The sequence below is a fragment of the Mesorhizobium sp. M1295 genome (assembly GCF_040318135.1).
Classification (GTDB): domain Bacteria; phylum Pseudomonadota; class Alphaproteobacteria; order Rhizobiales; family Rhizobiaceae; genus Mesorhizobium.
Genome location: NZ_JAMYLU010000013.1, coordinates 116,050 through 129,110 on the forward strand (window position 1 = coordinate 116,050; position 13,061 = coordinate 129,110).

The following is a 13,061-nucleotide window of genomic DNA, read 5'->3' on the forward strand; positions in this document are numbered from 1 at the left end:
GCGGACAAGAAGGCCGACGCCTTGGCGACGGGATCTGATCCCGGGGGTTCTTCCTCGTTCAACCTCGCCGTCCTCTTTTTGCGAACCAGCGGGTTGCCGGTCACCTACATACAGTAGTCCAGGGGCGAAACAGGGTCAGCGGGAACGCAGCGAATCAAGGCTTAGGAACCCATTTTGCGTAAAGGCTCTTCGAGGCCGTGGGAACCGTCTTGGCGTCAACGAGAGCGACGAGCGAGCGGAACCGCTTCTCGCAGCCGCTGTTCGAGTTGATGCGACTTGCGACGAGGGTCGAGGCCTTCGGTAGATCCAGCATCAGCTTGACCTCGTTTGGCGAGAACGACTTGACCATCTCATTGTAGGATGGCGACGCCGCGTTCGAGACGCCGTATGAGTTGCCAGTCGCTGCCGTCACGACTGCCTCCACAAAAGTGGCCTGCGCTGTTTCCGGAACGCGGTTTTTCCGCGACAGCTTGAGGAGCCGATCGGCGAAGGGCGGCTCGTTGTGGAAGTTATCCCAGCCATTGCGCACACTTAAGAGCTTCCTACTCGCTGATGTGAAGATACTGTGAACCTCGGCTTCGCTCAGCAGCGACAACTGGCCCAGCGTCTCGAAGAACTGCAGCGAAGCCTTCTGACGGGCTTCGTCGCCTTTTGCCTTATAGTCCTGGTGTCGATCCACCAGCGCCGACCTGGTCCGGGGGCTAAGGTCGTTACTGAACGATTCGCAGATTGCGATGGCGTTCAGGCGGGCTTCCTCTCCCGACGCTGGGGTCACAGTAGATGCCGTGTAACATGACGAAGATCAGCTCGCGCTGGGCCTCGAATGTTTCCTGGATACGGCGTTCCCATTCTTGTCGTTGATCCTTCTTGAACTTCGTTGCTTTCAGCGCGGCGAGCAGGGACTTTGTGTCCACCCCCTTAGGCTTGTGGGCGCTCGAGAGCGCATGCTTCTGGCAGCGGCTTAGGAAACTCAGGAACTCGTCTTCGTCGACCGTCCCCGCAGCTGGGTGTGCGATAGAGAAACTGTTGCGTGTGGCCCTGCACTGGTCGAGGAAAAAGAAGTCGTCGTCACCGATCAGGTTGAGCTTACGGCAGAGGTCGAGCAGCTCGGCGTCCTTGAGGTCGAGGAGCGTGTCCTCGTCGAAGGACTTGTCGTCGAGGATCTGAGGGACGACGTTGATGCCGAACCGTCGCACCTTGTCACGCAGTTCCACCACGGCCGCGTTCCAAACGTAGTTGATGGCTGCGTCGAACAGACCGCTGGCGACGGCGACACACATTTTGACGATCCGCTCATCGCGCAGGTGCGGAGGGATCTTCTTGATCAGGCGTGGGAGCTGGGACCAAGCATGGGCGATCTGGTGGTCCTCGGCGAGCACATTGCGGGAGACTCCCAACGCGGCGGTCAGTTGGGCTAGCATGGGCGAGGAGAGAGGGGTCACGTCGGGCAGTGTGGGGCGGGCAGGTCGGTCTTTGGCTTAACTAGGACGTTGCTCATACCTACTCCTTGCATCGACGAGACCATCTCGCACCATCGGTAGTCTTTAGCCGAAACAGAGTGAGGTCAGCCGGCGCGTGCGGCCTTTGTGCGATTACGTCCACCTGCCGCTCTTTTAACGCTACGCACGGAGACGGCTTTGGGAGCCACGACGTCGCCGAGCCGCTCTATACGGAGGGGCGCGCGCGAGGGAAGGCGAACGACGAGTTCGAGTTGCCCCCCGATCGCCTCGACGTAGCTTTTAAGAGTAGACAAGTACATGTCGGCTTGTTTCTCGATCTTCGAGACCGAAGGCTGCTTGATCTTGAGGACCGAAGCGATTTCGGCCTGGGCCTTTCCAGCGGCACGCCGCAAATCGCCGAGACTCTCCACTTCTCCCCTTAAGTCTTCGAAACGCGCGTCGACCCGCTCCCGACGATCCTCGGGGAGCGCAGCGATTAGGTCGTCAAGCTTGCGTCCCATCACTTCTTCTCCTTCTTCGCCGCCGCCAAACGGTCGAGATGCCCTTGATAGCGCTTGCCCGCCTTGGCGATCAGACTTTTATAGAAGCGCTTCTCACTCACGCCCGACTTATCGCCGGCGACGAGCAGGATCGCCTTCCGCTTCCGGTCGAATGCGAAGGCAACCCGCCAGACACCATCATCAGCGTCGAAGCGAAGTTCTTTCATGTTCGCGAACGACGAGTCATTCAAGGTATCCGCATGCGGTCGCACCAGCTGGGGCCCGAACACACCGAGCAGCTTAGCCGAGGCCAATAGGTCATCTTGGACTGTCTGGGGCAACGCCTCGAACTCCCCATCGAACTCATCGCCAAAAACGACTTCCCAAGTCATATATAGCTCCTAGGCTATGTGGTCAACATCACACCAGCGGTCAGTTCCTCGGCGCTGAAAGCAATGCGGGAAAAGATCAGGGACTTGCACATCCGCCGACAGACGCAGCTCTCGTTGAACGACATCGCCCGGCTGATCAATCCGCTCCTCAGGGGGTGGATCAGAGGCGCGCAAGCGTTTCCGCTACTCGCCAACAGCATCAAGCTGCCGAACGATAGTCTGCGGCCGAAACAAGGTACGCGCGGTCGACGATAATCCGGCCGCCGTTGACACGACTGGCAATTCGCGACCTGTCTGCGCTATCGAGCGGCATCGTCACCGGCGTTCTGACGGGCATGGCCGGCGCGTAGCTGTCGCTTGCCCAGAATCCCGGCTTGTCGTGAAGGATATGACCGCCAGCAAGGGTTCCATCGCGCCGGCAGCGCTCATCGTCGCCAAATAGAAACCGGTGCCGGCGAGGTTCGCGTGTCTGACGGCGAAGGTCGCCATCCGCCCGGAGGTGAAGCCGGCGAGGCGCTGGCGCTGGTCGATACGTAATCATGCGGAGGATCGCGCCGCGCCGTGCATGCGACTGCATCTCTCGTCCCGCTGCGCTGCTGAGGCCTCTTCTGTCAGGCGGTCTAGGTTTCGCGCTTCGGGCCGAGCAGGAACACTGTCAGGGCGGCGAGGAACGTGGCAACAGCACTGTAGGCAATGGCACTGGTAATCCCGGCATTGTCCACCAATAGTCCGCCGAAAATCGCGCCGGCTGCGATTGCCACTTGGAACGCTACGACCATCAGCACACCGGCGCTTTCGGCGTGCTCGGGGACGGCCCGCCGCACCATCCACGTCTGCAATCCTACCGGCACCGCGCCGAAGGCAAAGCCCCACGCGGCAACCGCAATCGCCGAGGCCAAAGCCGATGCTCCCGCCGTCAGCAGCGAAACAGCGGCTATCGCTATGAGCAGCGGTGCAAGGGCCGCGACTGCCTTGAGACTGTACTCGGCCAGAAGCCCGCCGGCCAAATTGCCGAAGAATCCGCCGATGCCGAAAGCAAGCAACACAAGCGAGATCGTTTCGACATCCAGTGCGGGAATCTTCTCGAGGAAGGCGCGAATATAGGTGATTCCGGCGAAGTGGCCGGAAGCGACCAACAGGACGACCAAAAGCGCAACTTTGACCATCGGAATCTTAGCCACATCCAGCAGGCTGCGGACGCTAGCCACTCCAATCGGAGGCAGCCTCGGAATGGTTATGAGTTGCACCAGCAGTGTAGCGGCGCCGCCGGCTGCGGCGAGCATGAAGGCGCTTCGCCATCCCCAGATATCGCCCACATAAGCGCCAATTGGAGCTGCGCAAACGGTAGCCACGGAAACGCCGGTGAGGATGACCGACATGGCGCGCGGCAGGAGGTGGCTTGGAACGAGCCGCATCGCCAGTGCTGCCGACATCGACCAGAAGCCGCCGAGCGCTATGCCGAGCACAACGCGTGCAGTGAGGAGAACCGTCAGCGACCACGCGCCGGCCGCCAGAACGTCCGACAGTATCAGCAGCAGTGTCATCGTCCACATGACGATCCTGCGGTCCAGGCGCTTTGTGATGATGGCCACCGTCGGCGCCGAAATGGCCCCGACGATAGCGGTAGCCGTCATCGCCTGTCCAGCCGCTCCCTCGGTGATACCGAGATCATGCGCGAGCGGCGTGAGCAGGCTGACAGGAAGAAACTCTGCCGTCACCAGACCGAAGGTACCCAAGGAAAGCGAAATGACCGCACCCCATGCGGGACCAGACGGTGGGACGGGCCTTTCTGGGTCGTGCAGAACAGCGTCCATAACGCCTGCTGCGGATTGGGTCATGAACGAAGTCTCCACTTTGATGCAATGCAACGTGATGTTGGCTGCCTTGACCCAAATCTAAAAACACAAGCGCATTTCCCGGCGGCGTTGCACGGAGGAGGGGATGTTCATTGCTTCGCGATATTTTGTGACGGTGCGGCGCGCAACATGGATGCCGGTTTCCTTCAGCCGGACAGCGATGTCATCGTCGGAAAGCACGTCGCCGGGAGATTCTGCGGCAATCATCGCTTTGATCCGATGGCGGACAGCTTCGGCGGAGTGCGCATCGCCGCCTTGGCAGGACGCGATCGCGACGGTGAAAAAATACTTCAGTTCAAAGACTCCGCGCGGGGTAAGCATGTACTTGTTCGAGGTCACCCGGCTTACCGTCGACTCGTGCACGCCGATCGCGTCAGCGACGGTTCTGAGATTGAGAGGCCGCAGGTGGGCGACGCCATGTTCCAAAAAGGCATCCTGCTGGCGCACGATTTCAGCCGCAACCTTAACAATCGTCTTGGCGCGCTGATCGAGGCTGCGGATTAGCCAGTTCGCGTTTTGCAAGCATTCGTTGAGAAATGCTTGATCTTTCGGATTTTGGACAGTTTGACGCGACACTTCGGCATAGTAGGTTTGGTTGATCAGCAGCTTGGGCAGTGTGGCCGGATCAAGTTCGATCTGCCACCCGCCTTCCGGCGAGGGCGTGACCCAGACGTCGGGTATGATTGATTCAGACGCACCGGATTGGAATCGGTTTCCAGGCTTCGGATCGAGCGCCCGAATCTCATGCATCATGTCGAGAAGGTCGTCTTCATCGACGCCGCAATGCTGCTTCAGTGCCTGAAAATCGCGTCGCGCAAGCATTTCAAGATTGGCAACCAAAGCTGCCATTGCCGGGTCGAACCGGTCTCGCTGGCGTAACTGGATTTCGAGGCATTCTCCGAGAGTTCGCGCAAAAATTCCCGGTGGATCAAAGTGCTGCAAGGTTCCGAGAACCCGTTCCACATCAGCCTCCCGGACATTCAGGCTCTCGGCCAACTCCAAAAGGTTTGCCCGAAGATAGCCAGTGTCTTCCAGATCGGCGGCAAGCTGGCCAGCGATCAGCCGCTCCTGTGGTGTGAACGCAGTGAGGGCGATCTGACGAGCGACATGGTCGTGCAATGTCTCGGCGAGGCTGGCAAACTCGTCGAGGGAAGGGCCATTACCCGGCGGGTTGTTGGTCGTGTTGCGAAGTGATTTCCATTGCCCGAGCCGTTCAGGCGACCCGGCCCCGGTCGGTCCGTCAACGGCGTTTGCGCGTGGGCCGACAGGCTGATCCGCTCCCGAAATCGAAACATCGCCAAAAGGCCCGCCATCGTTTGGCGCAGGTTCCAAGAGCGGGTTCTTTTCGATTTCCCGCTCCACGAACTGATGCAGTTCAGTATGCGCCAGTTGCAGCAAGCGAATCGACTCAATGAGTTGAGGCGATGCGACCATCGATTGCTTCTGGCGCTGAAGCAGGCTTGCTGAGGATTGCATGGTGAGCGCGATAATCCTGTCGAGGGAGCCTCTTGGGGCGGGCAATGGCACCAGTGAGACGTATTCTAGGTCATGCGGCGGCTTTCAGCGTTTCGAGAACGTTTTGCGGGGACGAGACGCCATAGGGGTCGGCCTCGCAGTTGTCGGAGAAACCTTCCTCCTCGAACCACTGCTCCACCACGCCATTGTTGATCAGGGCGGCGTAGCGCCAGGAGCGCATCCCGAAGCCGAGATTGTCCTTGGCGACCAGCATGCCCATCTTGCGTGTGAACTCGCCCGAGCCATCGGGGATGAGCTCGACCTGCTTTAGGCCCAAGGACTTCCCCCACGCATTCATGACGAAGGCATCGTTGACTGAGAGGCAGTAAATCGCGTCAATTCCCTGCTTCACAAACTCATCATAGAGCTCTTCGAACTTGGGCAGTTGGTAGGTGGAGCAGGTCGGGGTGAAGGCGCCAGGCAGCGAGAACAGGATGACCCGCTTGCCGGCAAAGTAGTCGTCAGATGTCTTTTCTTGCCAGCGATATGGATTTGGCCCCTGGACTGACCTATCGTGAACACGCGTGAGAAAGGTGACGAAGGGAACTTTCTTTTGAACTGTCATCAAGTTGCTCCTAAAGAAGAAAACTGGCGCTGAATTCTGGCAGAGGCTGGCGCAATACCGAGCAAAGGCTCGGATGCCCGGCACGGAATGAGGACCTTGCGGCTCGCAACCTCCGTTTTCCCTCCCGATGTATGGGAACGTCTTGGCGGCTGCTCTTGGCCACCCGAACGCAATCGATCTGAGCGAGCTTGAGACCGTCGAGCTGCTTGCTTTCCACGGCTATGGCGCCGGAAGCGGGATCGGTCACTCGCGATCGTGCGTTTGGAAAAGGGATAGCGGCCGGAAGTAGCCAATATCGCAAGCATGTGGAGGCCTCAAATGTGACTTCACGCAACAGACCCGCGTCACTGAACTGGTTCAGCGTGTTGCCGATGTGTGGCAGTGACCCGCCGACCTTGGCTTGGGTGACCCTTTGATGGGGCTCTTGGGCACTCACACGCTGAACAGAACCGGTAGACGGCAATTGCGTGAGCGCCACGTGTTGGCGTGCCGGCATCGGACCAGCCATGCGCAAAGCGGCTGCCGAGCACGGACCTCCGGAGGAGACGATGTCCCGATGTTCAGCGGGAACGGGCACCGTCTCCTCAGGCCACGGTCTAGAGCTTCGCGTGTCGGGCATCGTGCAAGTCGCTTTCATCGTGATTTGATGGGCTCTAACCAGGAGCAGCAAGCGGCGTGCCATTTCAAATAGGAGATGCTTTTGGACCGCTCCCTTTCTCTCGGAGGCCGTGTCTTCGCCGAGATCGGGCGCGCGCTATAACTGCCTCGTCACCACACTTGACGACGGTGCTGTATGGTGCGGAGATTCGGCGCTTCCGCACCGGCTGGGCAAAGACGAACCGGAAGCCGAGCCGATGCACTACTCACACCGGCGGGGACTGCAGCGATTGCGTAGCGTCTGCCCGCTAGCGTGTTCTTGGGTGCGCAGGCACGCTTATCGCGAACACGCGCCTGTCGCAGCAACCATGAGCGTGCGGTCTTGGGCAAGCGCCCTGGTTCCGAGAGGATCGCATTCCCCAAGCATGTCTATTTGCAACTGTCTATGTTTGAAACTGGACCAGAATGTCGCAAGCCCGACCGAAAGGTCGCCCAGCGCGTACTATCCGATACTGTTCTGTCGCCTTTGTTGGTCCGCGACACCGGCCTATTTCGCCGAGCTCTTGTCCGGCGTCAGGCTAATCCACTGAAAAGCAATCATAATTCTTTTTCTTCTGCTGGTTCGGCCAAATTGGCACGAGTTTTGATGCTCCTTCGTTGCGGGCCGGGAGCTGCCGACCGACCTTCGTTTCGTGGATGACACCGCGATCGATGGAACGAAGAAAGAAAAGCAAAATGTCAAATCCGCGTCAGATAGCATTCTGTGGGAAGGGGGCCTCGGCGAAACCCCCTACCAAACAGGCTCGCCGCCCTTGTCGACCCTTGCGCAGGAAATCTTGATGGCCGGCTGCGACTCAAAGGCCCGCCACACTCGCCTTATCCTGAACTCGAAGGCGCAGGATAACGTTCTGCATCTCGCTGCGCGGTATGCCTAGGCAGTTAGACGTTGGCCGATCTTGATAATCGAGTCGGGCTACGCCGCGGAGGACGTCGTCTACATGCCGTCTTACGTCATTCGCTGCCCGCAGCGCCTGCCGGTCACCTTCCGCTCTTCCATCGCTTAGAGAGTGAAGTGCCACCATGTCTGAACATCCCTTGCCAACGCTGCCGATGTGGCGCGTCGATCACATCGAGCCCTCGCCAGAGATGTTGGCGCAACGCGCCAACGGTCCGATCCACCGCGTGCGCTTCCCGTCCGGGCACGAAGGCTGGTGGGTGACAGGCTACGATGAAGCCAAGGCGGTGCTGTCCGACGCGGCGTTCCGGCCCTCGGGAATGCCGCCGGCCACATTCACCCCGGATTCGGTGATTCTCGGCTCGCCGGGGTGGCTGGTCTCGCACGAGGGGGGCGAGCATGCCCGGTTACGCACGATCGTGGCGCCGGCCTTCACCAACCGCAGGGTGAAGCTGCTCGAGCAGCAAGTCGAGGTGATCGCCGCGCAGTTGTTCGAGACACTGGCGGCCCAGCCCCAGCCCGCCGACCTGCGGCGCCACCTCTCCTTTCCGCTTCCGGCCATGGTCATCAGCGCGCTGATGGGCGTGCTCTACGAGGATCACGCCTTTTTCGCCGGGCTGTCCGACGAGGTGATGACGCATCAGCATGAAAGCGGCCCGCGCAGCGCATCGCGCCTGGCCTGGGAAGAACTGCGCGCCTACATTCGCGGCAAGATGCGGGACAAGCGCCAGGATCCTGGCGACAACCTGCTGACGGATCTGCTCGCGGCGGTCGAACAGGGCCAGGCGACCGAGGAAGAGGCGATCGGCCTGGCCGCGGGCATGCTGGTGGCGGGGCACGAGAGCACCGTGGCGCAGATCGAATTCGGCCTGCTGGCCATGTTCCGCCACCCGCAACAGCGCGAACGCCTGGTCGGCGATCCATCCCTGGTGAACAAGGCGGTGGAGGAAATCCTGCGCATGTACCCGCCGGGCGCCGGCTGGGACGGCATCATGCGTTATCCGAGGACCGACGTGACCATCGCGGGCGTGCATGTTCCCGCGGAGAGCAAGGTGCTGGTCGGCCTGCCGGCGACGTCGTTCGATCCGCGCCATTTCGACGACCCGGAAATCTTCGACATCGGACGTGACGAAAACCCGCACCTGGCGTTCTCCTACGGGCCGCACTACTGCATCGGCGCGGCGCTGGCCAGGCTGGAACTCAAGGTGGTGTTCGGTTCGATCTTCCAGCGCTTTCCCGCGCTGCGCCTGGCCTTGGCGCCCGAAGAACTGAAGTTGCGCAAGGAGATCATCACTGGCGGGTTCGAGGAGTTCCCGGTGCTCTGGTGATCCGCGGACACCGCCGGGAATCGCGATCTTCTCCGCAATTTGCCGGCGCGCCTGGCGCGCGCCGGTCAGATCAGCCAGCCAACAGGTGACCAAGATGGACGTGCAAGAAACCACGGCAGCATGCCGGGACGCCTTCGCCGAACTGGCCTCGCCAGCGTGCATTCAGGACCCGTACCCATTCATGCGGTGGTTGCGCGAGCACGATCCGGTACATCGCGCGGCGTCGGGCCTCTTTCTGTTGAGCCGCCACGCCGACATATACTGGGCGCTCAAGGCCACGGGCGATGCTTTTCGGGGGCCGGCACCAGGCGAACTGGCACGCTATTTCCCGCGTGCGGCGACCAGCCTGTCGCTAAGTTTGCTGGCGTCCACTTTAGCGATGAAGGAACCTCCAACGCATACGCGTCTGCGCCGGCTGATCTCGCGCGATTTCACCATCGGCCAGATCGACAACCTGAGGCCGACCATCGCTCGCATTGTCGCAGCGCGCCTGGACGGCATGGCGCCCGCACTGGAGCGCGGGGAGGCAGTGGACCTGCATCAGGAATTCGCGCTTGCCTTGCCCATGCTGGTTTTCGGCGAACTGTTCGGCATGCCCCGGGACGACATGTTCGCGCTCGTCGCCGGAATCAGCGCCATTCTGGAAGGTCTAAGCCCGCACGCCAGCGATCCCCAACTCGCTGCGGGGGACGCGGCCAGCGCCAGGGTGCAGGCCTACTTCGGCGACCTCATACAGCGCAAGCGCACCGATGCTCGCCACGACATCGTGTCAATGCTGGTTGGCGCACACGACGACGATGCCGAGATGCTGTCGGATGCGGAATTGGTCAGCATGCTCTGGGGCATGCTGCTGGGCGGCTTCGCCACCTCTGCCGCGGCCATCGGCCATGCGGTCCTGGCGATGCTGGCGTATCCCGAACAGCGGCACTGGCTGAAGGGAGATGCCGTGGGGGTGAAGGCATTCGTCGAAGAAGCCCTGCGCTACGACGCGCCCGCCATGTTCAGCTCCATTCCGCGTATCGCCCAGCGCGACATCGAACTGGGCGGCGTGGTGATCCCGAAGAACGCGGACGTGCGCGTGCTGATCGCGGCCGGCAATCGCGACCCGGACGCCTTCGCCGATCCCGACCGCTTCGATCCCGTGCGGTTCTACGGCACCAGTCCTGGCATGTCGATCGACGGGAAGATCATGCTGACCTTCGGCCACGGCATCCACTTCTGCCTGGGTGCGCAACTGGCCCGAGTGCAGTTGGCCGAGAGCCTGCCGCGGATCCAGGCGCGCTTCCCCGCGCTGGCATTGGCCGAGCAGCCGACCCGGGAGCCCTCCGCGTTCCTTAGGACGTTCCGCGCGCTGCCGGTGCGGCTGCATGGGCAGGAGGGCTGAGATGCGCGTCCTGGTCGATCAGGATCTGTGCGGAACTACCGGGCAGTGCGTGCTGACGCTGCCGGGCACCTTTCGCCAGCGCGAACCGGACGGCGTGGCCGAAGTGTGCGTGGCGACGGTCCCGCAGGCGCTGCACGCCGCCGTGCGGCTTGCGGCCAACCAGTGCCCGGTCGGCGCCATTCGGGTCATCGAAAGCGACGCTGGCCATGACGAGCGCGCCGGCGCCGACCCTGCGCCCTCTCCGGCGGATGCCGAGCGGCATGCCGCGAAAGACCAATGCAATTCAGGAGACACGATGGGACGGTTTGAAGGCAAGGTGGCCGTGGTGACCGGCGCCGGCGCCGGCATCGGCAAGGCATGCGCTCTCGCCATCGCGCGGGAGGGGGGCAGAGTGGTGGTGGCCGACATTGATGGCTCGGCGGCCATCGCCTGCACCGCGCAGATCGCGGCCGAAGCAGGCCACGCGCTGCCCATAGCCATGGATATCGCCGATGAGCAGGCGGTGGCAGCGCTGTTCGAGACGGCGGAGCGGCACTTCGGGGGGGTCGACCTGCTGGTGAACAATGCGAGCGCCATGCATCTGACCCCGCGCGACCGCGCGATCCTCGACCTGGACCTGGCAGTCTGGGACCAGACCATGGCGACCAATCTGCGCGGCACGCTGCTCTGCTGCCGGCAGGCCATCCCACGGATGATCGCCCGCGGCGGTGGCGCGATCGTCAACATGTCGTCGTGCCAGGGGCTCAGCGGTGACACGGCGCAGACGTCCTACGCCGCGTCGAAGGCGGCGATGAACATGCTCTCGGCTTCGCTCGCCACCCAATACGGTCATGCGCAGATCCGCTGCAACGCCGTTGCGCCGGGTCTCGTCATGACCGAGCGTCTCCTCGCCAAGCTGGACGAGTGCATGCAACGGCATCTGCGCCGGCACCAGCTCCTGCAGCGCGTCGGCCGCCCCGAGGACGTGGCCGCGCTCGTGGCGTTCCTGCTCTCCGACGATGCTGCGTTTATCACAGGCCAGGTCGTGTGCATCGATGGCGGCATGCTGGCGCATGTGCCGACATACGCCGACGGTGGCAACAGCTGCGCCGCGCGCCCTGCCGGCGACACCGAATCGGCGGCGGCGGCGCGCTGCTGATGGACATGCTGCTCAACCCACTCAACCGTCGGCACCGGCTGCGATGCGACATCCCGGTCATGCCTGGCGCTTTCCCCCTGGTCGGGCATCTTCCCGCCATTGTCTGCGACCTGCCGCGCCTGCTGCAGCGCGCAGAACGGACGCTGGGCAGCCACTTCTGGCTGGATTTCGGCCCTGCCGGACATCTGATGACCTGCGTGGATCCGGACGCATTCTCACTGCTCAAGCACAAGGACGTGTCCTCGGCGCTGATCGAAGAGATCGCGCCCGAATTGCTTGGCGGAACGTTGGTTGCCCAGGACGGCGGCGCACACCGGCAGGCGCGCGATGCGATCAAGGCGGCGTTCCTGCCCAAGGGGCTGACCCAGGCCGGCATCGGCGACCTGTTCGCGCCCGTCATCTGTGCGCGGGTGCAGGCGTGGCGCGACCGCGGCGACGTAACCATCCTGCGCGAAACCGGCGACCTGATGCTCAAGCTCATCTTCAGCCTCATGGGAATCCGCGCGCAGGACCTGCCGGGATGGCATCGCAAGTACCGGCAACTGCTGCAGTTGATCGTCGCGCCCCCGGTCGACCTGCCCGGACTGCCCTTGCGGCGGGGCCGCGCCGCCCGAGACTGGATCGACGCGCAGTTGCGCCAGTTCGTCCGCGACGCGCGCGCGCATGCCGCGCGCACCGGGTTGATCAACGACATGGTGAGCGCCTTCGACCGCAGCGACGATGCGCTTTCCGATGACGTCCTGGTCGCCAATATCCGCTTGCTGCTGCTTGCCGGTCACGACACCACTGCCTCGACGATGGCCTGGATGGTGATCGAGCTGGCGCGGCAGCCTGTGCTGTGGGACGCCCTGGTCGAGGAGGCGCAACGCGTGGGCGCGGTGCCGACCCGGCACGCGGACTTGGCGGAGTGTCCGGTCGCCGAGGCGCTGTTCCGCGAGACACTGCGCCTGCATCCGGCGACCACGCTCCTGCCGCGTCGCGCGCTGCAGGAATTGCAACTCGGCCAACGGCGCATTCCCGCGGGCACCAATCTATGCATCCCGCTGCTGCATTTCTCGACCTCGGCGCTGCTGCACGAGGCGCCTGATCAGTTCCGCCTGGCGCGGTGGCTGCAACGTACGCAGCCGATCCGGCCCGTGGACATGCTGCAGTTCGGTACCGGCCCACACGTCTGCATCGGCTACCACCTGGTATGGCTGGAAATGGTGCAGTTCTGCATCGCCTTGGCGCTGACCATGCACAAGGCCGGGGTGCGGCCGCGGTTGCTGAGCGACGTCGAAAAAGGCCGGCGCTATTACCCGACCGCACATCCGTCCATGGCAATCCGCATAGGCTTCTCATGAGCTGGCATCGCATGCCCCGTCTTGCGAGGCAGCGGCGCCGGCGACGCGC

General features: G+C 62.6%; 12 protein-coding genes and 2 pseudogenes. 7 read left to right on the forward strand and 7 right to left on the reverse strand.

Annotation, left to right across the window (positions count from 1 at the left end; genetic code table 11):
- Nucleotides 1-154: 154 nt before the first annotated feature.
- The 4 genes from NKH29_RS19015 to NKH29_RS19030 form a co-directional block, all read right to left on the reverse strand.
- On the reverse strand, nucleotides 155-775 hold the full coding sequence (locus NKH29_RS19015; RefSeq protein WP_353000342.1) for a hypothetical protein: 621 nt from the start codon (nucleotides 773-775) through the stop codon (nucleotides 155-157).
- On the reverse strand, nucleotides 711-1,379 hold the full coding sequence (locus NKH29_RS19020; RefSeq protein WP_353000344.1) for a hypothetical protein: 669 nt from the start codon (nucleotides 1,377-1,379) through the stop codon (nucleotides 711-713). Before NKH29_RS19020 ends, NKH29_RS19015 begins: the two co-directional genes overlap by 65 nt.
- A 185-nt stretch (nucleotides 1,380-1,564) precedes the next feature.
- Complete coding sequence (locus NKH29_RS19025) at nucleotides 1,565-1,960, reverse strand: XRE family transcriptional regulator (RefSeq protein ID WP_352921927.1); 396 nt, start codon at nucleotides 1,958-1,960, stop codon at nucleotides 1,565-1,567.
- The gene (locus tag NKH29_RS19030) at nucleotides 1,960-2,331 is read right to left on the reverse strand and encodes a type II toxin-antitoxin system RelE/ParE family toxin (RefSeq protein ID WP_353000346.1); all 372 of its coding nucleotides are present in this window, start codon (nucleotides 2,329-2,331) and stop codon (nucleotides 1,960-1,962) included. Before NKH29_RS19030 ends, NKH29_RS19025 begins: the two co-directional genes overlap by 1 nt.
- Nucleotides 2,332-2,394: 63 nt before the next feature.
- Here NKH29_RS19030 and NKH29_RS19035 point away from each other — a divergent pair, with 63 nt between their 5' ends.
- Entirely contained in the window at nucleotides 2,395-2,586 is a 192-nt protein-coding gene (locus NKH29_RS19035; RefSeq protein ID WP_352921925.1) for a group II intron maturase-specific domain-containing protein, read from the forward strand.
- Nucleotides 2,587-2,951: 365 nt separating this feature from the next.
- On the opposite strand, the gene NKH29_RS19045 is transcribed toward NKH29_RS19035, so the two are convergent.
- The 3 genes from NKH29_RS19045 to NKH29_RS19055 form a co-directional block, all read right to left on the reverse strand.
- A complete protein-coding gene (locus tag NKH29_RS19045) occupies nucleotides 2,952-4,169 on the reverse strand; it encodes an MFS transporter (protein ID WP_353000347.1) in 1,218 nt (405 codons plus the stop codon).
- Between the two features lie 57 nt (nucleotides 4,170-4,226).
- The gene (gene rpoN, locus NKH29_RS19050; RefSeq protein ID WP_352921921.1) at nucleotides 4,227-5,663 is read right to left on the reverse strand and encodes an RNA polymerase factor sigma-54; all 1,437 of its coding nucleotides are present in this window, start codon (nucleotides 5,661-5,663) and stop codon (nucleotides 4,227-4,229) included.
- A 70-nt stretch (nucleotides 5,664-5,733) separates the two neighbouring features.
- Nucleotides 5,734-6,267 carry a peroxiredoxin gene (locus NKH29_RS19055; protein WP_352781647.1) on the reverse strand — a complete coding sequence of 178 codons (534 nt, stop codon included), beginning with the start codon at nucleotides 6,265-6,267 and terminating at the stop codon, nucleotides 5,734-5,736.
- A 1,332-nt stretch (nucleotides 6,268-7,599) separates the two neighbouring features.
- Here NKH29_RS19055 and nifH point away from each other — a divergent pair.
- The 6 genes and pseudogenes from nifH to NKH29_RS19085 all read left to right on the forward strand — a co-directional run.
- A pseudogene (gene nifH, locus NKH29_RS19060) lies at nucleotides 7,600-7,790 on the forward strand (nitrogenase reductase); the annotation flags it as partial.
- Between the two features lie 154 nt (nucleotides 7,791-7,944).
- Nucleotides 7,945-9,147 (forward strand): cytochrome P450, encoded by a 1,203-nt coding sequence (locus tag NKH29_RS19065; RefSeq protein ID WP_353000349.1) that lies wholly within the window; start codon nucleotides 7,945-7,947, stop codon nucleotides 9,145-9,147.
- A 94-nt stretch (nucleotides 9,148-9,241) separates the two neighbouring features.
- Nucleotides 9,242-10,531 (forward strand): cytochrome P450, encoded by a 1,290-nt coding sequence (locus NKH29_RS19070; protein WP_353000351.1) that lies wholly within the window; start codon nucleotides 9,242-9,244, stop codon nucleotides 10,529-10,531.
- A gap of 1 nt (nucleotide 10,532) precedes the next feature.
- Nucleotides 10,533-10,658, forward strand: a pseudogene (locus NKH29_RS19075) (ferredoxin); the annotation flags it as partial.
- Between the two features lie 168 nt (nucleotides 10,659-10,826).
- On the forward strand, nucleotides 10,827-11,669 hold the full coding sequence (locus NKH29_RS19080; protein WP_352472457.1) for an SDR family oxidoreductase: 843 nt from the start codon (nucleotides 10,827-10,829) through the stop codon (nucleotides 11,667-11,669).
- On the forward strand, nucleotides 11,669-13,012 hold the full coding sequence (locus tag NKH29_RS19085; protein ID WP_353000352.1) for a cytochrome P450: 1,344 nt from the start codon (nucleotides 11,669-11,671) through the stop codon (nucleotides 13,010-13,012). The genes NKH29_RS19080 and NKH29_RS19085 overlap by 1 nt, the downstream gene beginning before the upstream one ends.
- The last annotated feature ends 49 nt before the right edge of the window (nucleotides 13,013-13,061 follow it).

Excerpts from the sequence above, each read along its gene's own strand:
- rpoN (WP_352921921.1), bottom strand. The coding sequence starts at position 5,663 with ATGCAATCCTCAGCAAGCCTGCTTCAGCGCCAGAAGCAATCGATGGTC.
- NKH29_RS19070 (WP_353000351.1), top strand. The coding sequence starts at position 9,242 with ATGGACGTGCAAGAAACCACGGCAGCATGCCGGGACGCCTTCGCCGAA.
- NKH29_RS19025 (WP_352921927.1), bottom strand. The coding sequence starts at position 1,960 with ATGGGACGCAAGCTTGACGACCTAATCGCTGCGCTCCCCGAGGATCGT.
- NKH29_RS19080 (WP_352472457.1), top strand. The coding sequence starts at position 10,827 with ATGGGACGGTTTGAAGGCAAGGTGGCCGTGGTGACCGGCGCCGGCGCC.
- NKH29_RS19030 (WP_353000346.1), bottom strand. The coding sequence starts at position 2,331 with ATGACTTGGGAAGTCGTTTTTGGCGATGAGTTCGATGGGGAGTTCGAG.
- NKH29_RS19065 (WP_353000349.1), top strand. The coding sequence starts at position 7,945 with ATGTCTGAACATCCCTTGCCAACGCTGCCGATGTGGCGCGTCGATCAC.
- NKH29_RS19055 (WP_352781647.1), bottom strand. The coding sequence starts at position 6,267 with ATGACAGTTCAAAAGAAAGTTCCCTTCGTCACCTTTCTCACGCGTGTT.
- NKH29_RS19085 (WP_353000352.1), top strand. The coding sequence starts at position 11,669 with ATGGACATGCTGCTCAACCCACTCAACCGTCGGCACCGGCTGCGATGC.
- NKH29_RS19035 (WP_352921925.1), top strand. The coding sequence starts at position 2,395 with ATGCGGGAAAAGATCAGGGACTTGCACATCCGCCGACAGACGCAGCTC.
- NKH29_RS19045 (WP_353000347.1), bottom strand. The coding sequence starts at position 4,169 with ATGACCCAATCCGCAGCAGGCGTTATGGACGCTGTTCTGCACGACCCA.